14 protein-coding genes are annotated in these 25,594 nt (G+C 39.1%); all 14 read right to left on the bottom strand.

The window, feature by feature from the left end; genetic code table 11:
- Positions 1-170 precede the first annotated feature (170 nt).
- Entirely contained in the window at positions 171-1,739 is a 1,569-nt protein-coding gene (locus tag GXM17_RS12040; RefSeq protein WP_163399582.1) for an MGH1-like glycoside hydrolase domain-containing protein, read from the bottom strand.
- A 326-nt stretch (positions 1,740-2,065) separates the two neighbouring features.
- Entirely contained in the window at positions 2,066-4,531 is a 2,466-nt protein-coding gene (locus GXM17_RS12035) for a glycoside hydrolase family 95 protein (RefSeq protein WP_163399581.1), read from the bottom strand.
- A gap of 198 nt (positions 4,532-4,729) precedes the next feature.
- Complete coding sequence (locus GXM17_RS12030) at positions 4,730-6,157, bottom strand: glucuronyl esterase domain-containing protein (protein ID WP_163399580.1); 1,428 nt, start codon at positions 6,155-6,157, stop codon at positions 4,730-4,732.
- Between the two features lie 203 nt (positions 6,158-6,360).
- Entirely contained in the window at positions 6,361-8,559 is a 2,199-nt protein-coding gene (locus GXM17_RS12025; RefSeq protein WP_244307391.1) for a glycoside hydrolase family 78 protein, read from the bottom strand.
- Positions 8,483-9,106, bottom strand: coding sequence for a glycoside hydrolase family 78 protein (locus GXM17_RS21800; RefSeq protein ID WP_244307390.1), 624 nt, complete (start codon positions 9,104-9,106; stop codon positions 8,483-8,485). The genes GXM17_RS12025 and GXM17_RS21800 overlap by 77 nt, the downstream gene beginning before the upstream one ends.
- A gap of 227 nt (positions 9,107-9,333) precedes the next feature.
- Positions 9,334-11,211: a sialidase/neuraminidase family protein gene (locus GXM17_RS12020; protein WP_163399579.1), complete on the bottom strand. Its 1,878-nt coding sequence runs from the start codon at positions 11,209-11,211 to the stop codon at positions 9,334-9,336.
- 87 nt (positions 11,212-11,298) lie between these two features.
- Positions 11,299-12,216 (bottom strand): glycoside hydrolase family 43 protein, encoded by a 918-nt coding sequence (locus tag GXM17_RS12015; protein ID WP_163399578.1) that lies wholly within the window; start codon positions 12,214-12,216, stop codon positions 11,299-11,301.
- 368 nt (positions 12,217-12,584) lie between these two features.
- Positions 12,585-14,159: a glycoside hydrolase family 28 protein gene (locus tag GXM17_RS12010; protein ID WP_163399577.1), complete on the bottom strand. Its 1,575-nt coding sequence runs from the start codon at positions 14,157-14,159 to the stop codon at positions 12,585-12,587.
- Between the two features lie 193 nt (positions 14,160-14,352).
- Complete coding sequence (locus tag GXM17_RS12005; RefSeq protein ID WP_163399576.1) at positions 14,353-15,750, bottom strand: glycoside hydrolase family 140 protein; 1,398 nt, start codon at positions 15,748-15,750, stop codon at positions 14,353-14,355.
- An 83-nt stretch (positions 15,751-15,833) separates the two neighbouring features.
- On the bottom strand, positions 15,834-18,995 hold the full coding sequence (locus GXM17_RS12000; protein WP_163399575.1) for a DUF6298 domain-containing protein: 3,162 nt from the start codon (positions 18,993-18,995) through the stop codon (positions 15,834-15,836).
- A 224-nt stretch (positions 18,996-19,219) separates the two neighbouring features.
- Entirely contained in the window at positions 19,220-20,920 is a 1,701-nt protein-coding gene (locus GXM17_RS11995) for a polysaccharide lyase (RefSeq protein WP_163399574.1), read from the bottom strand.
- A gap of 102 nt (positions 20,921-21,022) precedes the next feature.
- Entirely contained in the window at positions 21,023-21,697 is a 675-nt protein-coding gene (locus GXM17_RS11990; protein ID WP_163399573.1) for a DUF3826 domain-containing protein, read from the bottom strand.
- 68 nt (positions 21,698-21,765) lie between these two features.
- The gene (locus GXM17_RS11985) at positions 21,766-23,469 is read right to left on the bottom strand and encodes a pectate lyase family protein (protein ID WP_163399572.1); all 1,704 of its coding nucleotides are present in this window, start codon (positions 23,467-23,469) and stop codon (positions 21,766-21,768) included.
- 88 nt (positions 23,470-23,557) lie between these two features.
- The gene (locus GXM17_RS11980; protein WP_163399571.1) at positions 23,558-25,594 is read right to left on the bottom strand and encodes a RagB/SusD family nutrient uptake outer membrane protein; all 2,037 of its coding nucleotides are present in this window, start codon (positions 25,592-25,594) and stop codon (positions 23,558-23,560) included.

Genomic DNA, 25,594 nt, shown 5'->3' with positions numbered 1-25,594 from the left:
TTTTCTCACGCAGATTTAGCAGATCAAGCAGATTTTTTTCTCATTTTTGTCATTCAGACGAAGGAAGAATCTCCGTTAGTAGCTCGACATGTTAAATAAGCTTTGTGTTAGTTTCTTGCGGAGATTCCTCGTTCCTCGGAATGACAAAATAGACGGAAAAACAGTAAAATTTAATTCGTCACTAATTTCTCTAATTTTTCAGAAACAGCAATTTCCTTTCCGTTTTTAAAGATTCTGAAACCTTTTCCTTTACCATATTTCTCCCCAGTTTTATCCCAAAGAATCGTGATAATATTCCCGTGATATAACACATTATCCAAACAAAACCAATCCCATTTTTCCTGTGGAATCAACGGGTTCACTTCAATCTTTTCATCCGCTCTTGGGCGTAAACCAACCAATCCCGTAATCATCAAATCGTTAAAAGTCGAATGATTGTAATAACGGCTTCTTTCTTTGTCGCCCATCAACCAATAACCGGTTGTTTCGTCCAAATATTCTCCAATGTATGGCTTTCCTCGGTAATATTGCGACTGCACATACAAATCCATTTGCTTGAAATAATCGGTTTTCGCAACGAAATTCTGATTGTAATTATTCAAAACATTTGCTAAAGCTGTCAAAGTCTGTGAACTTGCAAAAGGCCAAATCGCTCCGTCCCATTCGCAGGTTCCAGTTCCGTGAGTTCTAAAACGCGGACTTCTGCGCTCTGCCGTTGTCAATCCAAAAGGTGCCGAAAACCCTTTTTCATCCTTAATCTGTTCCCAGGCTTTTTCAAAACCTTTGTCTTTTTGTGGTAAGTTAAAATACCACGGAATAAATCCGATTGCCTCCCGAACCTGCGCCAGCGTATCTTTTTCGGTAAACGTTTCAAAGAATTCACTTTTCGGATTCCATAATTTGGTTTCTACCAATTGTTGTAAAACATCGGCTTTGGCTTTAAATTTAGCTTCTACTTCCTTGTCGCCTTTCATCGATGCCATTTTTGAAATCGCTACAGCATTTCCAAACATATAACTGTTAATCGTTGGTCTTGCATTTTGTACTTTTCTCCCGCCGCTCAACGATTCTTCCATTCCGTCTTTTACATCGTGTTGCCAAAACAAACCATCTTTACGCTGACGGTCTTTTTCCCAAACGGCATAATCCGTCACCATATCCGGGTACATATCCAATAAGAATTTCTCATCCTTATTCACCAAATACCGATTGTACAGCGCATCGGCCGTCCAGCTACTGAATTTATACAATTTGTTCATCGGTTTTCCTTCATTGCCACGGTACCAAATTTTCACATCCTGCTCAATGTACTGCGGATCTTGCACCCAGCGAAATTCATTAATATGGTGCCCCACCGCACAAGCAATCAAATTGTATTTATCGGCATACGAACGATCTACTAAAAACTCGGTAATTCCGAAACCTAGTGGCGTTTTCTTAATGTGTTTTCGGGCAGTCCACCAACGATAATAATAAATCTCCTCAAAATTCTGCTGTGGACATTCAAATAACGGAATGTTTTTTTCCATCCACGCCCACGCACTGTCATTCGGAATCGCAAATTTCAAATTCTCATCTTCCATGGTATTAAAATAATCCACGTAATGCTTGAAGTTTTTTTGCTCCAAAACCACAGATTTCCCCTTTTGAGAATGCCCCGCACCCGATTTACAACTGCTGTTCAAACAGGCAATCAGGACTACGAAAGCAATTATTTTGTATTTAAAATTTGTAACCATTTTAATTTATTTTTAATTCACCATATAAGTTATATAAGAAAATGTAAGTTTAGCCTCAATGAACTTATATGGTTTAACAATTTAATCATTTTTTTGGGCGTGCCCCTCCAGATTGCTTCGTCGTTCCTTCTCGCAACTTCGGGTCCTGCTGTACGTTCCCGCTTCCCGATGAAAAATCGGGAGAGCTCCACTGCCATCACTCACGCGGATACTTGATTACGTTCAGTCATTGCGAGGAACGAAGCAATCACACTATTCTAAGCAAACCTAGTAACTCATAGAAACGGATATAGCAAATGAGATTGCTTCGTCCCTCGCAATGACTATTAATTCGCAGAAAAACTATACGTCTGCCCAGCTCTCATCTCCACATCGTAAACATTGTAAGCTGGCAACTGCACTTTAGGCAATTTTGCTTCTTTATCAATAATCGGTTTCTTTACTTCAACATCATAAAACAACGGATTCGGGTTTTTACCTTTTGCTTTTTTAAGTACGATTCCTTTATCTGCTTTCAAAGTGTTTTCCAGTTTCAATCGGCAGTTTCCTCCTAATTTTGAATATACTTTCAAAGTCGAAACTTTATTATTTTTCCAGGTCATATCAATTACAAATCCGCCTCGGGTTACCAAACCTTTGATCCTTCCGTCTTTCCAGACCGTTGGCAAAGCAGGCAGTAAATGAATGGCATCTTCCTGACTCTGCATCAGCATTTCGGCAATTCCTGCAGTACATCCAAAGTTACCGTCAATCTGAAACGGCTGATGCGCATCGAGCATATTTGGGTAGGTCCCACCACCTTTTCTTTGGTCAGCGGTTACCAAATGCAATTGATCCTGAATCAGTTTGTAAGCATGGTTTCCATCTAATAATCTGGCCCATAAATTCACTTTCCAGCCCATTGACCATCCTGTGGATTCGTCTGTTCTGTAAATCAAAGATTGCTTTGCTGCTTCAAATAATTCTGGTGTTTTAATTGGCGAAATTTGGTTACTCGGAAACAAGCCGTACAAATGTGAAACATGACGGTGATTGTCTTTAGGATCATCCCAATCATCCTGCCATTCCTGTAACTGATTGTGTTTTCCGACTTTCATTGGAGGCATTTTTGCCAATGCTTCACTTAATTTTTTGGTATAATTTTCATCCGGAGCAACCAGTTTCGAAGCTCTGATTACATTCGAAAACAAGTCAAAAACCAACTGATTATCCATCGTAGTTCCTGATGCGATTGTAGATTTTCCATCTTCACCGGCGTGTGTGTTTTCAGGAGAACTTGACGGTACTACCACCAAATAACCTGAGTTTGGATCCGTAATCATAAAATCCAAAAAGAAATCGGCGGCCCCTTTCATAATCGGATAAATTTCTGCCAGATATTTTTTATCCCCTGTGTACAAATAACGTTCCCACAAATCCTGACAAACCCAGGCACCACCCGTTGGCCACATTCCTGAAGCCGCCTGATCAACCGGAGCCGTCACGCGCCAGATATCCGTGTTGTGATGCAGTACCCAACCTTTGGCATTGTACATCATCTTTGCAGTTTCTGCTCCCGTCACGCTCAGCTCTTTTGCCATTTGGATAAAAGGCTCATGCATTTCGGTAAGATTGGTTACTTCTGCAGGCCAGTAATTCATTTCGGCGTTAATATTTGTTGTGTATTTACTGTCCCAGGGCGGTGTTACCATATCGTTCCATATTCCCTGTAAATTGGCAGGCTGACCTCCCGGTTGTGAACTTGAAATCAATAAATAACGTCCAAACTGAAAATACAGACTCGCCAGTTGTGGGTCGAATTGTGTCTTGAAATCACGGATTCTTTCGTTGGTTGGTTTCTTAGCATTTTCATTCGAACCTAAATCTAAAGCCACTCTGTTGAAGAATTTTTGATAATAGGCAACGTGTGCTTTTTTAATTTCATCGAAACTTTTTGGTAAAGCTTTCTCCAAATACGATTTACTTTTCGCTACTTCATCTTCGGTAATGTCCTGATAGTTTTTGAAATTGGTCGCAATTGAAATATAAAGCGTCACTTCATCGGCTTTGTTGATGCTCAGGATTCCGTTGTTTGCTGAAACTTCTCCTCCTTTATTTTTTGCTTCCAGTCTTCCCTGAAATTTCACTTTTCCTTTTATACCTTCAAAATTAGTTCCAACTCCCGACAAAATAATTTGGTTTCCTTCCGTCGAAGGAACGGTTTTGTCAATCGGACTGTTCATGAATACATTGCAGGTTATCTGTCCCGGTTTAGAAGCCGAGAGTTTCACTGCAATCACCTGATCTGAAAAGGAGGTCAATATTTCTCTGGTAAACTCTACTCCGTTTACGGTATATTTGACTTTTGCCGTAGCGTTTTCGATATCTAAATCACGATAATAAGTGGTATATTTTTGATGTCCGGGAAACGAAATATAAACGCTCCCGAAAGTCTGATACGCCATGCCGTCATTAGTTTGCGACATAATATCTTTGGTTGCCAAATCCTGTGCTTCTTTAAATTTTCCTTCAAAAATTAATTTGCGGACAACTGGCAACGCCTCCAATGATTTGCTGTGCGCATTACTGTTTGGCGAACCGGACCAGATGGTTTCTTCGTTCAACTGTAGGCGCTCTACAGCGGGATCTCCAAAAATCATTGCGCCCAATCGACCGTTACCCAGAGGCAAAGCTTCATTCCAGATGGTGGCGGGTTTGTCGTACCACAATTTTAGTTCGTTTCTGGTTTGCGCATTTGTGGCTAAGGAAGTAATTCCGAAACAGATTGCGATTATTTTACTTTTTAATTTCATATTTTATTTCTTTTGATACGAATTGAAACAAGTATTTTGTCTTGTCTAAACCGTCCTGTTTTGTCATTCCGACGTAGGAGGAATCTCCGGTGCAAGATCGACAAAGGTTGTGGACTTTGATTGCGGAGCTACTTTCGGAGATTCCTCGTCCCTCGGAATGACAATATTGTGTGAATTTAATTTGTGTCTATTTTTTTCTTACTTCTTAATCTCATAAACCTTCAGATTTTTTTCTCCGAACATTTCATATAATTTATTGATGTCTTTCAGGGCATTTTTCGGCAAATTTTCGGCTTTGTTGCCAAAAACATATAATTTGTCATACGGTTCAATCACACAAGTTGACTCGTCGATATCGCCTTTTTCGTTCTTAACTTTGTTCAGATCCAGACCTAAATATTTTGCCATAAACGGATACAGCGCCATACGTTTTGAAACTCCAAAATCATGTCCTTCGCTGGCTAAATGTACATTTTCGACTAAGTCTTTTTTACCGTACAAATCATAGGTGCGTTGGATAAAAGGGAATTCCAATTCGGGAACGGCCAAAGTCCAGTCTTTTCCGTCGGAAACAATCAATTGCGGTTTTGGCGCCATCATCGCTGATATTTCGGCATTATTGGTTCCGTTGCCACAAAGGTGGATTCCGCGGCCACTTTCGCAAGGACATCCGCCAGAGAAATGCGAAGACACCATCACCACCGGAGCGGTAACCTTAACCCTATCGTCTAAAGCGCCTAAAAACATCGTGTGCGAACCGCCTCCCGAACCGCCGGTCACACCCACACGTGCCATATCCACATTTTTTTGAGTAGCTAAATAATCCAATAATCGGATTCCGCTTAACACCTGAACAGTCGAAGCGATGCTGTTACGATGTGTTTCTGTTGGGAACTGAAGCAGTGATTCGCCCCAGGCAAACAAATCGTAACTTACAACAATGGCTCCCATTTTGGCCATTATGGCACAACGGTACTGCTCGTCTTTTCTGTATCTTCCGTCGCCGAAATGTCCGTCAGGTGTTAAGATAATCGCCGATTTTTTGTTTAACGGATACGGTTTGTAAATCGAACCGGTAGTGTAAACGCCTGGAAGAATTTCCAACGCAATATTCTCGACGCTGTAGTCTTTGTAAATTCTTTTTGGTGTTAAAATAGGTTTTGATTTTGGCATTGGCGGTGCTTTGTCCAGACCAAAAGACGTAATCATACAGGCTTTTATTTCTTTTTTGCGTGCTTCCCATTGTGTTGTATTGGAATACAAAGTCGTTAGATAATCCAGACGTTCTTTTCCTTTCTCAACTGAAACTTTGTGGTTTTCATATTTTCTGATTTGGTATTTTCCGTCTGGCTGTTTGAAATAAGTCAATTCAAAAGGTACTAAAACATTTGCCAGAGAAACTTCTAAATTTCCCTGCTCAATTCTCCAATCGGCATAATCGAGTTCTTTTCCTTTTAGTAAACCGCGGTCGTCTATAACTTTTATCTTAAAAATGGTTTCAATTTTTTGGATGGTTTCAGTTACGGGTTTTCTGAAATTGGTATCGGATGTGCATTGTGCGTTTGCCATTGTCAATGTGAAGATTGAAACCAAAAAAGCAAATGTTATGTTTTTTAAATTTTTCATTTTTATATCAAAGCCATTTTTGAGTTGCCTCCTGCTTTAGCTGGAGGGAAATAAATTGTTTTTAAATTGGCTTTAGCCTAACTTATTAATTTGGCTAAAGCCGTGTTGTCTTAATCTTTTTAATCTCCAGCTAAAGCTGGAGGCAATCCATTTATTGTAAATTCTTGTGATACCTACAAGGTTTTAAAAACCTTGCAGGAAATTTACAATTTACATTCTATTATATATTTTCCTGAACCTAATTTCAAATTATTAGTCGGTTTTCCGTTGACTTTTATTTCTGAATTCTTTGCAATTGGCAATTTTACCGTCGCAGATGTATTAGCAGGAATCTCCACTTTCAGACTTAATTTTCCGTCTTTTTTCTCCCATGCCGAGACAATTTTTCCGTAGATCGATTGATATTCCGCTTTCGCGAAAGTCATATCGCCCACCACTTCCGGCTGAATGAAAAAATGTTTGAAACCAGGATTTTTTTCGTCAGGTAAAATTCCGGCAAGGCTTTGGTAAAACCATTCCTCGATTTGCCCCATCATAAAGTGATTCCACGAATTTCCTTTGCGCGGATCCCATTGCTCTGTTAAAGTGGTCAAACCAAATTTAATCTGAAAACCATAACCAGGTGCATCGTAATGATTGTTCATTTTGTACATCGTTTCATTTTCGCCGTTTTGTGCCAATGCCTGAAACAAATAACGGTTTCCCACATCGCCAGTCGTCAGTCGGTCTCCTTTGTCTTTGATTTCGGCCAATAAATTCTGCATCACCGCCTGTTTGTATTGCGGTTCTACGATATCCATAAAAACCGGAACGGCGTTACTAAACTGACTGCTGGTGCCGTATTGTTTGGTCTCAGCATTGAAAAATTTATCGTTAAAAGCCTTTTTAATATCAGAAGTCAAAGTTTCGTACTTTGCAAGATCATCTGTTTTATTCAATAATCTGGCAGCTTTTGCAACCAAACTGGCTCCATAAAAATAATGTGAAGTCGCCGAAAGCGAAATCGGACTGTTTTTGGAATATCCGGCTGCGTGTGTGCCATAATCATACCAATCGCCCAAACCGTGCGAAAGGATATGATTGGTAGCTTTTGTGCCTAAATAATCCACATATCTTTTCATTACGGGATAATATTTTTCGATTAACGAAGCGTCTCCGTAATATTCGTAATACATCCACGGCAAAATTACGCCGGTTACACCCCATTCCGGTGAATCGGTGAAATCGCCTCCGAAAATCACATATTCAGGAACGATGTTCGGAATTAATCCGTTCTCGCGCTGTGAATCTGAAATGTTCTGCATTGTCGCAGGAATGAAACTTTGGAGATTGTAATTGAATAATAATCCAGGGCCGTTTAAATGAATTTCTTCGAGCCAGCCCAATTTTTCACGTTGCGGACAATCGGTGAAAACACTTTGGAAATTACTTTTGATAGCGTTATTGATCAGCCAATGGGTTTTGTTGAAAATCTCGTTAGAACATTCAAAAGTTCCCACTTCACCAGCCGAATTATAAATGAAATTCGACTTCAAATCCAACAAAGTTGGCAGATTTTTGTCCTTGGTTTTCTTATAATTGATGTTCTCAATCTGCACGTACTGAAACCCGTAAAAGCTGAATTTCGGCTGCCATTCTTCAATCCCTTCGCCTTTCAGCGTATAATCGTAATAATACGGTTTTCCGGTTTTTCCCTGACTCACTGTACCGTCTTCATTCAGGCTCTCGCCTACCCAAACGCGAACGGTTTGCCCTTTTTTTCCTTTGACTTTTATGGTCGTAAATCCGGATAGGTTTTGCCCCATATTGAAAATGTAAAAGTTAGGTTTCAGCTCTTTGGCTTCCTTAACTTCGTATCGTTTTTGGATCGTAACTGGTGTTGTTGTCTGTGGTCTCAAAACGCCTTTTGGGGCTTCCTGAACAACCACTTTTTTCCAATTGATATCGTTGAAACTTTTCGAATTCCAGCCTTTTTGCTCTAAATTGGCATTGTAATCTTCTCCACCAAAAATGCTGTTGTAGGTAATCGGGCTTTTGCTGTACTTCCAGCTTGCATCAGATTTTACAATTTCCTCAGAACCATCTTTGTAAGTAATTTTCATTTTGAAAAACAAAGTCGGCGGGCCAAAACTCACAAAAAACTTGGTATATCTTGCTTCAAGTGTGTTGTACATTCCGTTGCCCAAAAGCACGCCGATTGCGTTTTCCCCTTTTTGAAGTTCTTTTGCAGTCAATTCATAAGTATTGAAATTAACGGTTTTATCGTAATCTGTCCACAAAGGCGCAAATTCACTATTGCCAATTTTCTTTCCGTTAATTGACAGTTCATAATGTCCTAAACCTGAAATGTAAACTACCGCTTCTTTGATTTCTTTGTTTACCGAAAATGGTTTGCGAAGCATAATACTCCTGCGTGACAACGAATCCGAAGCATTGATCAAAGCATCTTTTTTCTGTCTGTTGAAAGTGGCGGTGTGGTAATTTCTGCGGCAAATGACTGTTGGTTTTTGTAATAGCTCCAATCCAGACTGGATTCAAATCTGATGCAGAAGGTGACATTCTGAACGAAGCTATTTTACTCCAATTGGATGCTTTACCTTTTTGGTTCCACACTTTGACTTTCCAAAAATATTTGGTTTCGCTTTTTAGCGGAGTTCCGCTGTAAATAATCTGAAGATTTTTCTCTGAATTTACTCTTCCGCTGTTCCAGATATCGCCTTCGCCATTTTTTAGTTTTTCTTCCGAAGATGAAACTAAAATCTGATAGCCGATTTGCGTGGCATAAAATTCTTTTGAGACCAATTGCCAGCTCAATCTTGGCTGGTTTGTATTTACCGCTAATGGATTTTCTGCCATTTCGCACGTCAAATATTCAGCAGAAATTTGTCCATTAGAAATGAAAGTTACTAACAGTAAAAAGAGATAAAATATGTTTTTTAAATTCTTCATATTTATTTTTTTGCTCGCAGATTTTACAGATTGAGCAGATTTTATTTTTTTATAAAAGTATTCAAACAGTTTATTAGCATGCCAAGGCCTCTTTGTTGTCATTCCGGCGAAGGGGAAATCTTCATTCGCTATTCCGCAACGTTGAGGACTTTGTTTGTCGAACTACTTGCTGAGATTCCTCCTTCGGAATGACAATATTGTATAAAAAGCCTATTGGTCTTAATTGTTTAATTTAATTTTTTCGTTATCAAAGATTCAATATTAAATACCGCTTCCGGAATTAATTTTCCTGTATCCGGTAAATCTGTGAAATCCGGCGTGTCAGGTTCGGTGTCCGGATTTGGGGTGTAACGCTGATCGCCTGTGCGGAACATAATGCGTGAAATTCCATCAACCGGAGCATAGAAAATTTTGTTGGTTTCTTTTCCGTCATTCACTTTTACGGTGTACGAACGGGAAGTTACATCCAGTTTAACTGTAATTGTATAGTCTTTTCCTGCTTCGTATTTCCCTAATCCGCCATGACGGGCTCCGTGTTTTACTTTTATTTCCCCGTCTTTATCGAAAACGATACGAATCGCAGGCAATCCTTGTTTGTTTTGGAATTCCACCTGCAATAAACCGTGATTGTTTTGTTCCGGTTTTACGGTGAAAGTCGCTTCCATTTTTTGTGCAAACGGAATCACACGCTCCGCACGGGAATAGTCAAAATAATCCTGATCTCTTAAAGTCAGTACTTTTTTACCGTCGGCTTTCTTTTCGATTTTTGTGGATGCCCAGGACAAATCGTAGGTGTTCCATAATTTTAATTCTTCGCCGTTTGGCAAATTATTGAAAACATCGTTAACATTGTCTTTTACTTCGCTGGTCACCGGAACCGGTACCGAAGCCACCCAAATATCTTCTTTGTTCACACTGTAACTTACCCAAAGTTTTCCGTCGGGCGGAGTTCCGTTTTCTTCGAGGATTCCGCGAACATATTGCGGGCCGGCTGATTTGTAATTTCCGCCGTAACGCATTGGTGTAATTTCGCCATGAACCAATAATAAATCTTTGTAATTCAGTCCGTCATCACTGGTTGAAATTGCCAGTGGCCAGCGGTATTCTGACGGATTGTAAACAGTAGCATAACGGTTATCTGAAGTTTTTTGTCCCCAGATTTTCGCATTGCTGTTTACAAATCCCGGCGCTCTTACCGGTATGTATTCCCATGTTTTCCCGTTGTCTTTACTCAAAGATGTTAAAGCAAACTTCCATAAACCAACTACGTTTCCGTTTGGCAAATGGTAATAATTGAAGGCTTTGTATTGTTTTTTTAAGGGAATCAATTCGTCATCACGATCGGCTTCTTCCAACCATTGTTGCATTAACAATGGTTTAGAAAGTAATTCATTGCAGGCTTTGATAAACTTTTTGTCTTTGCTTTTGGTATAAAATGGAAAAGTCGTTGGCAACGGGTTTCCGGTTTTATTATATCGGATAAAATAAATTGGGCCGTAAGTTCCGTCTTTGTAGATTTCACGCACAACACGTCCAATTCCTTTTCCGTCATTAGGATCGTCTTTTTTGTCTAATGCGACTCCGTAATAACCTATCGCCAATAATCTGTTATCAGACGAAACATAAAACCCCATACGCTGGTGCATGATGGCATCTATGTTTTTGGCTACGCCTTCTACTCCTTCTTTTTTGAATCCGTCAGGAACATGATAAATCGGGAAAAGCACCGCTGGTTTTGTCCAGGTTACCCCGTCTTTCGAAGTCATTATAAAAGTCTGGCTCGGCGGAATGTGTTCGCCTGACGGGTCGCTCAGATAATGCAGGTAAAAAGTATTGTTCCAATATGCCATCATCGACTGGTGGTTGTACGTCCAGCCAAATCCATCTGCTTTTTCGGGATGTTCACGGCTGGCGCGCATAATCTGCGTTGCGTGAACGCCGACTGCCGGACTTAACTGCCCGTGGTGGTAATCGATATTGGAAAGGGTTTTGCCTGTATATCGTATAGTGTCCTGTTGGGCTAGCGCCGAATTGACTGCGACACAGCTCAACAAAAGGCTTGTTGCTGATACGATATTGGTTTTTATGTTTTGGAATGCAATCATTGTTTTCAACTTTTTATCTGCTCAATCTGCCAAATCTGCGTGAAAAAATTTACTCTCGCAGATTTAACAGATTTAGCAGATTATTTTTTATTTTCTTTCTATCAATCCTTTTAAAACGGCTTCGGAAATTGTTGTAATCGTTCCGTGTTTGTGTCCTTCCGGCAATTTTATTTTTGAGGAAACATCTTCGAATTTTACAAAATCGGTAGTGCTTAAGGCTTTATAATTTTTGGATCCGTAATTGTCATAATACAACAACCAGTTTTTACCGACTTTTACAACCGTTGGCCCTTCTGATAAATACTCTGTTAAGGGTTTTGATCTTTTTTCGAATGGGCCTAAAGGTGATTTTCCGAAAGCTACTTCTATGTTTCGCATGGGTCTTGTGTTATCTTTCAGCACTAAAACGTAATCCTTTTTACCTTTTTTTACGATGACACAGTCGATGACGCTGAAACCTGGATCGTAGTATAATTTGGTATCAGAAAAGGTTTTGAAATCCTTAGTCGTTACGTAATACATTCGGTGGTTGTTTTTCTCGTCTTCTACTCCTTTTTCGAATCGGAATGGGATTGTGGATGCCCAGATAATGATGTATTCTTTTTTTACATCGTCATAAAAAATCTCGGGCGCCCACACGTTTACGACTTCGGGTTCGTGTTTCATTACCGGAATGTATTGTTGTTCCGACCAATGAATTAAATCTTTAGAATTGGCGTATCCAAACCCGTTTCCGCCCTTCCAATCTGTCGTCCAGACCATATGATAAGTTCCGTCAGCTCCTTTTGTGATGGACGGATCACGCATGATTTTGCTCGCGCCAATTTCGGGTTTTAGGAATGATCCTTCCAGACCTTTCCAGTTGTAACCGTCTTCGCTGTACGCCAGGTACAAACCTTCAGTAGCGGGTTCCCTGAAAGAGGTGAAAAGGAAAATTTCTTTCTTCTTTTGGGAATAACTTATTGCAAAGAGTGAAAGCGTTAATGTGATGAATATTTTTTTCATTTTTATGTTTTTCTCCTGCAAGGTTTCCAAAACCTTGTAGGTGTTCAATATTTTTTAACACATAGAAACATAGATTTTGTTTGTCTAAAAAGGCGTTTCACTTTTTATAAAACACAGAGCTATGTGGATACCTACAAGGTCAAAAAAAGACCTTGCAGGATTAGACGTTTCCTCTTAATTTACAAAAAAGCCGAATCATTCTCTTTAGCCCCGATCGAAGTGAAAATCCTTGTGTGCCGGGGTTCGGCACACAAGATTGCAACGAAGAGCGGGACGATATTTCTAAAAATGCCTAATGTTGCTGCTTCTAAAATTTAAAATCGAAATACCTACAAGGTTTTGAAAACCTTGCAGGAACGCTAATTGTTTTATTCTGAAATTGCTTTTTTGTCCAGGTCTTTTCCTTTTTTAACGGTTGTGGTTACGTTGCTGAACACATTGTTTTTAAGGAAAATATTCTTTGTATCCTTCCCGTTTGCTTCGATGAAAACATCGGTGGCGTTGAACGGAAAATTGTTGTTGATCATGATATTCGAGGCGTTGTCTATTTTGATAACCGGAACTCCTTTGATTGGCGTTGAAGATCCTACATTGTCCAGAATCAGGTTTTTGGCATCCAGAATTTTGAAAGAGGAACCAATTGTTGCATTGACTTTTACATCGTGAAATTCTACATCAGTTGCCGTGTTTACGGTAAAACCTTCCTTACCGTCCATATTGATGTTTGAGAACGTGATGTTCTGGATTGGCATTTCAACAATTCCGCGAACGAATCCGGCTTTATTGACGTTTCCGCCGGTAACGTTGCTGATTTGGATATTTCTGAAAATCGGCGTACGCTCTGTAACAGGTTCAACCGGATTGTCTTTGTCGTAGAATAAATCCAAAATAATAGCTTCTTCCTTGATGTTTTTCATTACGATATTGCTCACGCGAATATCCTCGACAACTCCGCCCCGGCCACGAGCCGCTTTGATACGGATTCCGCGATCGGTTCCGTCGAAAACGCAGTTGGAAATCGTAATTTTTTTGATTCCGCCCGACATTTCGCTACCGATTACGACACCTCCGTGACCGCTCAACATCGTACAATTGGTAATGGTTACATTTTCGGTTGCTTTTCCGTATTTACGGCCGTCTGCATCACGTCCGGATTTGATGGTGATACAGTCATCGCCCACGCTGATGTGGCAGTTTGAAATGTGCACGTTGGTACAGGACGAAGGATTGATTCCGTCTGTGTTTGGCGAATGCGGATTGAAAATCGAGATTCCGGTTACGGTTACATTGTCACAAAATTCAGGATTTATGGTCCAGAAAGGCGAATTTTTGAAGGTCACGCCTTCGATTAAAATATTTTTGCAATTGTAAGCCTGAAAAAAAGAAGGTCTGAAAAAGTGTTTGTCAATCGTTCTTTTGTAATACGGCTCATAAACGATTCCTTTGTTTTGCTCCATCCACATTTTTTGGTATTTCGTTTCCGGAATCGGACCTTTGGCAGTTTCGATTCTGTACACTTCATTCCACCATGCTTTTCCCTGACCGTCGATTACGCCTCTTCCTTTAATGGTAATATTTTCGACATCTTTAGCATAAAATAATGGGGAGAACGACTGCATCACAATTCCTTCGTAACGCATTTCTACATACGGAAGATAGTCATCAAAATTCTCTGAGAATTTCAAAAGCGCTCCTGAATCCAAATGAATGGTGATGTTGCTTTTTAGTTTTAAAGCGCCTGTTAAATATTCACCGGCTGGGAAAAATATGGTTCCGCCTCCGTTGGCTGATGCTTTATCAATAGCTTTTTGAATGGCTTCGGTGCATTTTATTCCTTTGTTGTTTCCTCCTTCGTTCAGGATATTTAGCCAGCCGTCATTTGCGAAAGCGGTGTTTAGTCCTGTGAAAAAGAAGAGTAATATTATGATGTTTTTGATTTTCATAGTGTTGTTTATTTTTGGCTCTCGCAGATTTTGCAGATTGTGCGGGATTTTATCTGCTTGATCTGCCAAATCTGCGAGAGATATTTATTGTTTTTTGTCATGAGAAACGAAACAACCACATTATAAATTTAAACTTTGTGGCTTATTGTTAGTGAAGTTGCTTCGTTCCTCGCAATGACAAGATTGTGTTTAATTACTTTGAACTTAAAATTAAAACCCAGTCGTTTCCGTCTTCTTTTTTGCCGGAAGGCTGGAATTCTTTAGTTCCTTTGTTATCAAAAATTCCAATCTTTGTTTTTTTGCCGTTTCTTGGGTTGTACCAGCTTGCGGTTACTTTATCTCCTGCGATTTTACCCATATTCACGGTAATTTTTCGTCCTGTATAAGTGTAAATCAAAGCATAATCATTTCCTCTTGTTGCCACCTGATAATCGTATTTCTCGCCCTGATTGGCAACTAATGACTGATCCGGAACTCTTTCTAAATACGGAAATTCCAACATCAGGTTTTTAATGTGTACCATTTGTCCTGCTCCAGGTGCATTGATGGCTGATGTCCATAATTCTTTGTTTCCGTAGGCCGGATTGTCGCCTTTTCTGAACATTTGCATTACGGCATTATGCCCGTATGTATAACCTGCCCCGCCTGCAAAAACCGACCAGTAACCGTAGCGTCTTACATCGTTAGCAGTCCATTTTGGCTGTAAGGTGTCGTGCAGACCGTGCGGGATTCCTTCATAAGATGGCTCTCCGTCTAAGGTTGGTTTGGTTGGTTTAAGTTCCCAGTCTCTATGAACGAATTTATAATTGTCTTCTTTAAAATTAGTTTTCACCGAATCCTGATCGTATCTTCTGTGCCCGGATTGAAACATATTAAAATCCAGCCAGCTTGCGTTATGAAAATTCTCAGAAGAATCAGTTCTTCCGAAAGGATGAAAAGTTACCAGCTGATCCGGATTACTGGTTTTTAAAGTACTTCCGAGTGCGTTCCAGATGTCCTGAAATTTATCTCCGTAGGTATCGCCACCATTCAGCCAGATAATATTGGTTCTGTTTTTATATCGACTGGCTAAAAATTTTGCATATTTTTCAACATCAGCTTTCGTTACTTTACTTTTAGAACTACTAATATTAGTTCCCCAAACAGGAACCATGGCAAGATAGATTCCGTTTTTTTGTGCTACATCCAAAGTATAATCTACGTGATCCCAGTAATCGTATTCGGGAGCATCCTTTGGATCGTTGCCCGGTGACGTAATTTGCTGAGACAGGTTATCATTCATTAATGCCTGATCTCCATACGCATTTACAGCATTTACATTATGCAAAACCATTACCTGAACTACGTTGAATCCTTTCGATTTTCGGTCCTGAAGATATTTTTCTACACCTGCTCTGTCCAGTTTTCCGAATGTAAGCCAGCCTGTATCACCAAGCCAAAAAAAAGGGTTTCCGTCTTCGGTAACAAAATAATGTTTGTTTTCGGAAACTTTGAGTTTTGGTAATGCTTTTGATTTTGCAGATTGCGAAAATCCGCTTTGTACTGTCAACATAAAGCTTATGCTCAGGGCAAATAGATATTTCAGGTTCATTTTATTTTTATTTTGAATTGTGTTTTATTTTTTCTCGCAGATTCCGCAGATTTTTTTTTAATCTTTATCGCTTATTTTCTCTGTTATCTGTGATAATTTTTCTTCACTACGAAAAGTACTTTTTCTTTAATTTCAGCTTGTGGAATTACCACTTGTTTTCCTCCGCTGATATTTGCTTTTTTTGTGATATTTCCATTTGAAGCATTGATTGTATATACTTCAAAAGTTCCTTTATGATTTGACAAATCGATTGAAACATCCTGATCATTTTTCAGATAAAAAAGATAGGCATTGCCTTTGTTTTCCAGCTTCCAAAGCTTATCTGAAAAAGTAGTTCCTTCTGCAAACTTCATACCATTTAGGGCAGAATGAAAGGCAGAAAGTTCAATTTTTGGAACATTTGCCAAAGAGGCTCCTGCCATTAATGCCGGCCATCCAAATCGTGGTGCTCCCATCGTTGAATATAAGACTGCTTTTTCCGGATATTTTTCACGGTATTCGCGAACTGCTCTGTAAACCTGATCGTCTGTTTCTTTTCCGGTTTTCATTTTGCGTGCATGCTGGCGTGGTGCCAAATTTTTTCCGCCTTCGGGAGCATACAGCGTTCCGTCTTCTTTATAATACCAATATCGGATATCAATAACATCAACAGTTTTAGCTCTTGCTTCATCATTCAAAATAGCATCCTGTACATCTTTGGTAGCACTCAAAGCTATTTTCGATTCGTTTTGGTGTGTCTTTTCGTAATTGGCTATCACATCAATCCAGAATTGCATAAAGCTTAAAGGACCCGTATATTCGGCACTTGTGAGCTGCAGAACGTTGGCATTGGCTGCAAAATTTTCAATGTTTTTTTCGATAAAGGCTACATGCAGTTTTCTGATATCAGCATTTTTTACATCATAAAATTGTTCGGCAAGGAAAATCCTTTTATCACCTGCATAAGGCGGTGGTTCCGGCAATCCTGTTGTATTGATATTATTGGCCGGACGCCAGGGTGAACTTGACCAGTGCGCTCCTGCTTCTAAGATATTATGCTGAAAATAATTTTCGTTTAAAAGAATTTTATTTTTTTGTCCCGCTAATTCAGCGAAAGTTTTCAATCGGTTCCAGTACCAGGCGTTGTATCTCGTCAGATCATATTTGCTCAGATGGTCCCAGGCAATTCCCTGACCGCTTCTGTCGAAAGGCTGTTCGTAGAATGGTGCCCAGACATCGGCATCAATTCTGCGGATGCGTTCGTGATCTGCCATTCTTTGTTCGTACCAAAGTCCGTAATTATGATCGATCGCTGATTTATTATTTTCTACCAAATAATTTACGGTTTCCTCCAGATTATCGGTAAGCCCCAAACCATAATGTCCGGGCACAAATCGTGTAATATGCGGTCTTGATTTTGAAACTTCTGATTCACGCAAACTTCCTCTCCACCACGGCACATCAACCACTTCTCCGGTGATAACACCTTTTTCGGAAGTCAATAATCCGTTGGTCAGGACTATTTTATTTGTATTTCTATTAGTAACTGCAACTGCTTTTACTTCGTCAATTCTTTTCGCTTTGGCATAATCAACCGCAATAGGATTTCGGGCTGATGCTTTAGTGATAAACTCTTTTAAAGTTTCATTTAATTTATAGGCTTCGGCTGTTAATGCTGTCGCCTGTTCCAATGTAGGACTTGAAGAAGGTTCTGTGCCCAAGTCCATAATCTGTGCATCCATTGGCAATTTACCAAGACGCTGTTCCAGTAAAGCATAAAATAAACTTCTCGGACTGATGTGATTGTTCACGTCTTTCCAGTGTCCGTTTCCTGCCCATTGCGCCCAGACTCCAAACGCCCAGTTACTGGCAGTTGGCGGATTGTAATTTTCTATTTTGGATGCCGAAGTTTCCCAAATGACGCTATTGGCAACATTCCACCCTAAACCTCTTCCGTCCTGTTCTTTGTTTTTGAAACTGATGGCGTTTCCATCAATCAGTGAAACGTCAAAAAGGATTCCGGTTGCCCAGCTCCCAACAGACCCGCTGAAACTGTATGGCAGATGTGATTCGCACTGCAAAAAGACATTTGGCCCAGCAGTGGCATAACCTCCAACTACAAAATCATTGTATCCAAATTCAGAATAGCATCTTTGAAATAAAGTCTGCTGACCTTCTGTATAAAACGTATTTCTTCTATGCGCTGCAATTTCCGAAATTGGATTTAGCGCCAGACAATCTTCGACAGTAATTTTTTTGGCTGTTTTTAAAACCGAAACGGCGCTACCTGCAAATTGTTCAAAATTGACTTGTCGTACCCAAACATCTTCAGCATTTTCAACAGAAATCCCTGTCCATCTGTGCTGTTCATCTTTGGGATTTGTTGTATCATATTCTGATTTCAGAGTCAGGTTTTCTATACCAACGTTATTAATTCTGCCTGACCAAATGTAATTTACTACAGTTGATTTTGATAATTCTTCGTCTAAAGCATTTGTCAAAGGGGCATCAATGGTAATTTTATCTTCCTGAACATTTGTAATTTCCCTGTCGGCACTAATCACGAAATCATCCGCTTTCCATCCAATCCAACCGCTTTCTCCACCAAAATCATTCATTGACAAAAGATCAATCCATTTTTTAGTGATTGGTGTATTGATTAGGATGTGATCACCTTTTTTGAAATTCGTTGCGTTTTTTAACGTTAAAACAGTTGCTCCGAGTGGGGTATAATTTGTCGCTATTTGAGTAGTTTCATTAAACACGCGGTTGTTGATTCCGCTAATATTTATAATCGCTTTTCTATTAATTGTAGTTCCTAAAAGCAGGGTTCCGTTATTTCCTGAACCGCTTCCTCTTAGTACAATTCCACTTTCCTTTATATAAATTTCGCCCGAAACTTTGAAGATTCCTTTGTCTAAAAGTACCGTTCCTTTGAAACCGTTTTTATCGGCTTTCAATTTAGAAACGTAATCTATTGCGAATTGAATTGTTTTTGTTGCATCACCCTGAATATATGGTACAAAAACTTTGATTGCTATATTTGGAATAGCAACCGAAGAAGCTTTATAACCCGCGTGCGAAAAGTCAGGAATCTGGTTTCCTTTTGCATCAGCTGTACGTTCCAGTTTTCCTTCTTTGGATTTTTTAATATCGGGAAATGTGGTTTGTGCCTTACTGATATTGGCACTAAAGAAAATAACAAAACAGGATAAAACGAGTAAATCCTGTTTTGTTATGATATTTTTGAGTTGATTCAAATTCACTTTAAAATATTATTTGAATGAGTTTATTTTTGATTGAACCTCACCGCTCTGTTTTGTCATTCTGACGAAGCGAAGGAGGAATCACACTAGAAATTCTACAAAGTATATCATCAATCTTTGTCGATATACGTGTGTGATTTACTTCGTCTGTCGCTATCGCTCGAGTCTCCCAAAAGGTCGAAATGACAAACTTTGAGCTTATTTTATTATCGAAATTTAAAATTTTACTGTAATAAAATTTTCGATAAAGTATCCTTATTATTTTCAGGTTTTGTCCAGTCTGTTTTTTGAGTTGGATCGATTCCGTTGAAATATTTCTCTAAGTTAGTATATCCGTCTCCGTTTGAATCTTTATTTGCATCCGAAGCCTCTTTTGGATCCAGACCGTATTTCTTTTCCCACGCATCCGGAATTCCGTCATTATCTGAATCTTTATAGGCTTTTCCTTTGTATTCCGGATAACCTCCAACCTGATTTGGATGTGTAATGATTCCTTTTTTGTATGAATCTGCAGGTAATCTTCTCTTGATAAATTCTTTTCCGATTGTATTTTCCAGACCGTCTTTCACCTCTATTTTTCCGGTGCGAACCTGTTTCACGATTCTTTCATCGACTGCATCACGTTTTGGCAAAATTGCTCCTGCATTTTCCAGTACAAAATCATAAGCCTTATCCGCTTTCATAATAGAGATTGGTGGCGTTGGAAAAGCTTTGTTTTGTTTAATTTGTGCCAAAAAGTCTTTGGTTATTTCAGGCGATAAATCTTCTAATTGTACTCCTCCGTTCCAGTTATCGGCTGTTACCTCAGGTGAACCCGCAATAAAGTTCCCATCCACAAAAGCCTTTCCGAATCTTTTCGGACTGATAGAACCTGATTCCGGTTTGATGATTCGGTAACGGATTGGCTGATCTGTTGGCGTAATTGGTCCCGGTTTGAAATAATTATTGATAATATTGTATTGCGAACGGTAATCACCACCATCAAGGGTACGGTTCCACCAGTTGAAAACCACATTATTCACAAAGTTAAAACTTCCGTACATTCCAACCGACGCATTTCTCGAAATATTATCAGCCCATAAATTGCGGATAAACATACTATTTAAACCGCCGATAGTACTTCCGAAAGCATGATTGTAAGTATCCAGACCTTCTGATGAAATGGTATTCTGAATCGTCACATTAACAGCTGGCAGTTTTTCTAATTTTGATTTTTCATTTGCCTGAAACTGGTGGCGGTATAAGGAAATATTCTCGTCAAGTCCCCAGCTTATTGAGCAGTGATCGATAATTACGTTTCCGATAACGTTTCCTCCCAAAGCATCGTCACGGCGGGTCACTTCAGTTTCTCCACGGCGAAAACGCATATAACGGATGATAATATCATGTGTATCTAATAAAACAGATTCGCCCGCAACGCAAACTCCGTCACCCGGTGCAGTTTGTCCTGCGATAGTGATGTAAGGCGCGCGAACCGTAATTGGTTTTTTAAGACGAATAATTCCGGAAACATTAAATACTACAGTTCGGGCTCCAACAGCTTCCAGTGCTTCACGAAAAGTTCCTTTTCCAGTGTCTTCTAAACTTGTTACAACAAATATTTTACCGCCACGTCCACCTGGTGTCTGGGCTCCGCCTCCCATTGCACCGGGAAAAGCAGGAATATCAGCATGAACTAAATCGGTAGGCAATGCCGCCCACGGCACATAAGGACGCCCCTGTAATTCTTCAGCCTTGATGATGTGTTCACTGGCTTTCCAAATCTGATCCAAACGCTCACTTTCAGCTTTCATTACGGCATCGGTTTTATCCTGAACCGACTTTGGAATATCTGGATACTGGGCATATGCTGACGAAAAAAGAGAACAAAACGAAACTGCCATAATTGTTCTTCTAAGGGTGGTCTTTTGAAAATTGTTTCGCATGGGTATAAGATATGAAATTATGAGTTAGAATAGTTTGACACCGCAACACACAAAAGGTTTAATTTAAAAATGTTAAAATTACACTTATAAAAAAAGACATGACTAATCCTTCTTTTTATTCTTTTCCTTTTCTGCAATACGTTTATTCCAGCCTTCTCTTTCTTTAGTTAAATCATAACCCTCTTTAGATAGGTAATTGTTGATTCTTCCCTTGTATTTACCAAACCACGCATGTTTTTCTTTGGATGAACCGCCGTCCATCGCGTGTTCTCTAGCTTCAACCAAAGCATCATAAATATATTTTTTTTGAACTTCAGTCAAAGTAGGGATCATATCATTATAAGCCGTAACCGTAATTGGAAGTACTCCATAAGTCATTCCGTCTTTTACTTCAGTGATTTTTTCACCGTTCAATTGTGTTCCTAATTTTTTCAGATAGGACTTGTGCAGTTTGGCAATCGATTTATCAGCATTAGCTTTCAGTTTGTCAATTTTCTCATTTTGTTTTTCTTTGGCTAAACTGCTGTCGTCTTTTATTTTTTTGATTTCAGCATCTCTATCATCATGGATTTTACTTAAATCACGAAATTGTTGTGCAATGATATTCGTTACAGCAGTTTCTTTTTCTTTATTATCTAAAGCCAATTTATCAACTATTTTTGCAGCTCTTTCATTGGTAACTTTGATATACTCCGGATCTGCGTATTGCTGTGCGCTGACTTTGCATAAAGCAATCAGAACAAAAAACAGACTTAAACTTATTTTTTTTAGTGACATGATTTTTTATTTTTAATAAAAGTCTCAACTCAAAATTAATACCACTTTGACCTGAGACTTTCAAAATTTTAATTCAACAAAGCAGAAGTTAAAGTTTCACGATTGTTTTTTAGGTTTTTCCAGTCGGTTGCTTTCTTTGGATCAGTTCCGTTGATGTATTCTTCGATGTTCGTATAACCATCTTTATCAGAATCCATAGTTGCATCAGAAGCATCATTTGGATTTAACTTATGTTTCTTCTCCCAGGCATCAGGAAGTCCGTCTTTATCAGAATCGATATAAGGAGTTCCTTTGTATTCAGGATAACCACCTACTTGTGAAATATCAGTGATGATGCCTAATTTGTATGAATCTTTACCTAAACGTCTGTGTTCAAACTGATAAAATGATTCCGGGTCTAACCCTTCTGCATATTCCGCTTTTCCGTTTTTCACAGTGCGAATGATACGCTGATCTACCACATCACGCAGAGGCAAAGTCGCTCCGGCGTTTTCAAGAACGTGATCATACGATTTTTCAGCAGACATCATTTCGCGGTGCCAAGGCATCGGAAATGGTTCATCTACTCTCATTTTAGGAAAATAAGTAGAAGCTTCGGCAAAACTCATTTCTTCGCCTTTCTTGTTTTCCATTTGTACGCCGCCATTCCAGTTGTCTTTAGAAACTTTTTCGTTTCCATCGACAACGTTACCATTCACATAAGCACGGCCAAATACTAAGTAAGGCAATTTGCTACGGCCTGATTCCGGTTTTAAGATTCGGTAACTTATTTGCTCATCCTTGTTAGTAGCCGGTCCAGGTTTAAAGTAATTGTTTTGAATATTATATAAAGCTGTGTAATCTCCGCCATCGATAGAACGGTTTACCCAGTTATAAATAACATTATTCCAGAAATTAAAAATTCCGTTCCAGCCAATAGAAGGATTTCTACCTGTATTACTTGCCCATAAATTGCGCATAAACGAACAGTTCTCACCTCCTAAAGTACTTCCAAAAGCATGATTATACGTATCCAGACCTTCAGCAAACAAACTATTTTGAATAGTTACATTCACAGTTGGTAGTTTTACATCTGCTTTACCGGTACCATCCGCATACATGTGACGGTAAAACGACATGTTTTCATCTAATCCCCAGGTTGCCGAAACGTGATCGATAATGATATTTCCGACCGGATTTCCTCCAATAGCATCATCGCGGCGTCCTACAAAGGTTTCTCCACGACGGAAACGCATGTGACGAATAACCACATCATGAGTATCAACCCAGATAGTTTCTCCAGCCACGCAAATTCCGTCACCAGGAGCTGTTTGTCCGGCAATGGTTACATAAGGCGCACGAACAATAAGCGGACTGTTTAATTTAATGATCCCCGAAACATTAAAAACAATGATTCTTGCACCACCTGTTTCTAAAGCTTCACGCAAAGTTCCCGGTCCACGGTCATTTAGACTGGTTACGGTAATTACCTTACCGCCACGACCACCAAAAGAATACATTCCTCCTCCTTCAGCACCTGGAAAAGCAGGAATGTTTGCCTGTGGTAAATCAGTAGGACGGCCCGCCCATGGAACAAATGGTTTGCCTTGCGCTGCTTCTTTCTCTACAATGACTTTTGCGCGTTCCCAAGCATCATTAGACAACTTTTCAGCAGCCGATTTGATCGAGTCTTCACGTTTTTTTACTTCAGGTGAAATTTTAGGATATTGAGCGAAAGACTTTGTACTTCCCAAAACCAGCAGTGTCAAGATAAATAATGCAGATTTTTTCATGTTAATTTTAATTTGGTAATTCGGTTTAAACAAATCACCTGTATCTTTTTGAAGGAATACAGGTGATTGTTATTGTATTTAATGATTTTTATTTTAGAGGATCAAACGTACCTCCCCATCCTTGTGTCTGTTCTAAATATGGAGAAGAATCTAATAATGACTGGTATAATCCGAAATAGTAATATTCTTTATACCAGGTAAACTTCCAATCGTTAGTAGTAGGATCTAAGTTGTCTCTTTCCACTATATCAAAATAATTTGTATACAAATATTCCAAATATGCGTCATAGTTTGCAATTACTGTTCCTGGATTTTTTCCTGTTGCCGGAATTGTGTATGGGAAAACAGGATCTCTGTTCACTATTGGAGCAACACCTGAGGCATTAGCGAGGAAAGGGTCTGTACCTGCAATATATCTTGCACCATCTGTTTTTTTCGCAACAATAAAATAACCTGTTCTTCTTGTTCCATTAAGAGGCGCTATACCCAATCTCGTGCAAGTTCCTTTTGAATCATCAAAAAGCATCCATCTTCGTAAATCATAAAAGCGCTTATTTTCATAAGCAAATTCTATTTTTCTTTCATTTAAAACTGCCGCAAAATGTTGATCTCTTGAAGTAACATCTGCTAATCCATAATGACCGTCACCATTCGTAATTCCTGCACGAATCCTTATAGACTCTATTAATGTTTTACCCTCAGCCAAGTTATTAATACCGATTGCACATTCAGCTAAATTCAAGACTACTTCAGCAAAACGCATTTCCATATAATCTGTACCACTATTTAGGTAACCAGTCATATTACTTGCTCCTTCATTAGTCGCTTTTCTAATATATATTCCACTAGAATTGGCTCCTAACGATTCTGTTGTTTTATCAGGATTTGGAGCAGCAGTTGTAGGTGCTTTAGAATACCATGAATAGGTCCATTGTTTAAAGGCTGAATTTTCAGCATATTTCCAAATTGCCCCATTATAAGCAAAAGTTTTTGCAAATCTTGGATCTCTGTTTTTATAAAACAATACCGGATTATAAGCAGAGTTTCCTACTATACTTCTCCCATCTGCCATTGGAAAAGCATCTACCATTTGTTTAGTTGGAGATACTGCACCATTTCCACCAGATGCTCTAGAACGAGCAGCTCTTTCCCATCCATTATTCTTTTGAAGATTAGATGTCGCAGAATTATTAAATCCATAAACAATTACTGCTTCAGGATTGTTGACCTCTGTAAACCACATATTTCCCCAAGCTGTACCATTTGCTGTACCTCCTGTAGTAAAAAGACCTTTTCCTTTCGCTTCTAGAAGTGTTTTTGCTTCAAGGTTAGCATCATAAGCACGTTTCCATCTCTGTACATCATCAGTTGGGTTAAAAATTGGACTTGCCCAGGTCAACAGGACACGACCTTTAAAAGCTGCTGCTGCTTCACTTGTAATCCTTCCCCAATTTGCATTAGACCATGCAACATTTTTTAATAATTCTTGTGCCTTATCTAAATCAGAAATGATTTGTTCAATACATTCAGAAGTAGAACTTCTTGGAACTTCATTTTCAGTTGATCCTTCCTGGACAATTGGATTTTGTGGTTTTAAAATAAGTGGTACACCACCATATAATTTTACTAAATCAAAATATTGAAAAGCTCTCCAAAAATACATTTGACCTTTCAATGGATTTTTGTCAACATCTGCCATCCCAAATTTATCAATTCCGTCCAGAAAAACATTAATTTGTTTAATACGGGTATAAGGATTATTAGTAATACTTTCAGGCATTCTAATTCCAATATAAGTCAAGCAATGTGCATTTAATGGAGAAATTGAAGCCCATGGTTTGTTCCAGTTAGACTCTCCAGACAACTCTTCAGTTGTCTTAGAAAATTCATTATTCCCCCCAGAGGCTAAATCCCATGTATTAATAGAAGCATTATTCGCTGGCAAAAAATTGAAATAAACATAATCTACATATTGTGAAGCCAATACAGGGGACTTAAACACATCCACATCATTTATCCCTGCATAATCTTTCTTTTCTTCCAGAAAATCATCACTACAGCTTGTTAAAGAAAAGGTTGTTAAAAGAGTAAACAAACCTATAGCTTTTATATATTTTATTTTCAT

Origin of the sequence: Flavobacterium fluviatile (genome assembly GCF_010645065.1) — a bacterium.
Lineage (GTDB): Bacteria > Bacteroidota > Bacteroidia > Flavobacteriales > Flavobacteriaceae > Flavobacterium > Flavobacterium fluviatile.
The sequence above is the reverse complement of the archived record's forward strand: the minus strand, read 5'-3'. Positions and strand labels throughout refer to the sequence as shown.

Bases quoted from the DNA above. Each gene is read 5' to 3' on its own strand.
- GXM17_RS12040 (WP_163399582.1), bottom strand. From the start codon at position 1,739: ATGGTTACAAATTTTAAATACAAAATAATTGCTTTCGTAGTCCTGATT.
- GXM17_RS12035 (WP_163399581.1), bottom strand. From the start codon at position 4,531: ATGAAATTAAAAAGTAAAATAATCGCAATCTGTTTCGGAATTACTTCC.
- GXM17_RS12030 (WP_163399580.1), bottom strand. From the start codon at position 6,157: ATGAAAAATTTAAAAAACATAACATTTGCTTTTTTGGTTTCAATCTTC.
- GXM17_RS12025 (WP_244307391.1), bottom strand. From the start codon at position 8,559: ATGCTTCGCAAACCATTTTCGGTAAACAAAGAAATCAAAGAAGCGGTA.
- GXM17_RS21800 (WP_244307390.1), bottom strand. From the start codon at position 9,106: ATGAAGAATTTAAAAAACATATTTTATCTCTTTTTACTGTTAGTAACT.
- GXM17_RS12020 (WP_163399579.1), bottom strand. From the start codon at position 11,211: ATGATTGCATTCCAAAACATAAAAACCAATATCGTATCAGCAACAAGC.
- GXM17_RS12015 (WP_163399578.1), bottom strand. From the start codon at position 12,216: ATGAAAAAAATATTCATCACATTAACGCTTTCACTCTTTGCAATAAGT.
- GXM17_RS12010 (WP_163399577.1), bottom strand. From the start codon at position 14,159: ATGAAAATCAAAAACATCATAATATTACTCTTCTTTTTCACAGGACTA.
- GXM17_RS12005 (WP_163399576.1), bottom strand. From the start codon at position 15,750: ATGAACCTGAAATATCTATTTGCCCTGAGCATAAGCTTTATGTTGACA.
- GXM17_RS11995 (WP_163399574.1), bottom strand. From the start codon at position 20,920: ATGCGAAACAATTTTCAAAAGACCACCCTTAGAAGAACAATTATGGCA.
- GXM17_RS11990 (WP_163399573.1), bottom strand. From the start codon at position 21,697: ATGTCACTAAAAAAAATAAGTTTAAGTCTGTTTTTTGTTCTGATTGCT.
- GXM17_RS11985 (WP_163399572.1), bottom strand. From the start codon at position 23,469: ATGAAAAAATCTGCATTATTTATCTTGACACTGCTGGTTTTGGGAAGT.
- GXM17_RS11980 (WP_163399571.1), bottom strand. From the start codon at position 25,594: ATGAAAATAAAATATATAAAAGCTATAGGTTTGTTTACTCTTTTAACA.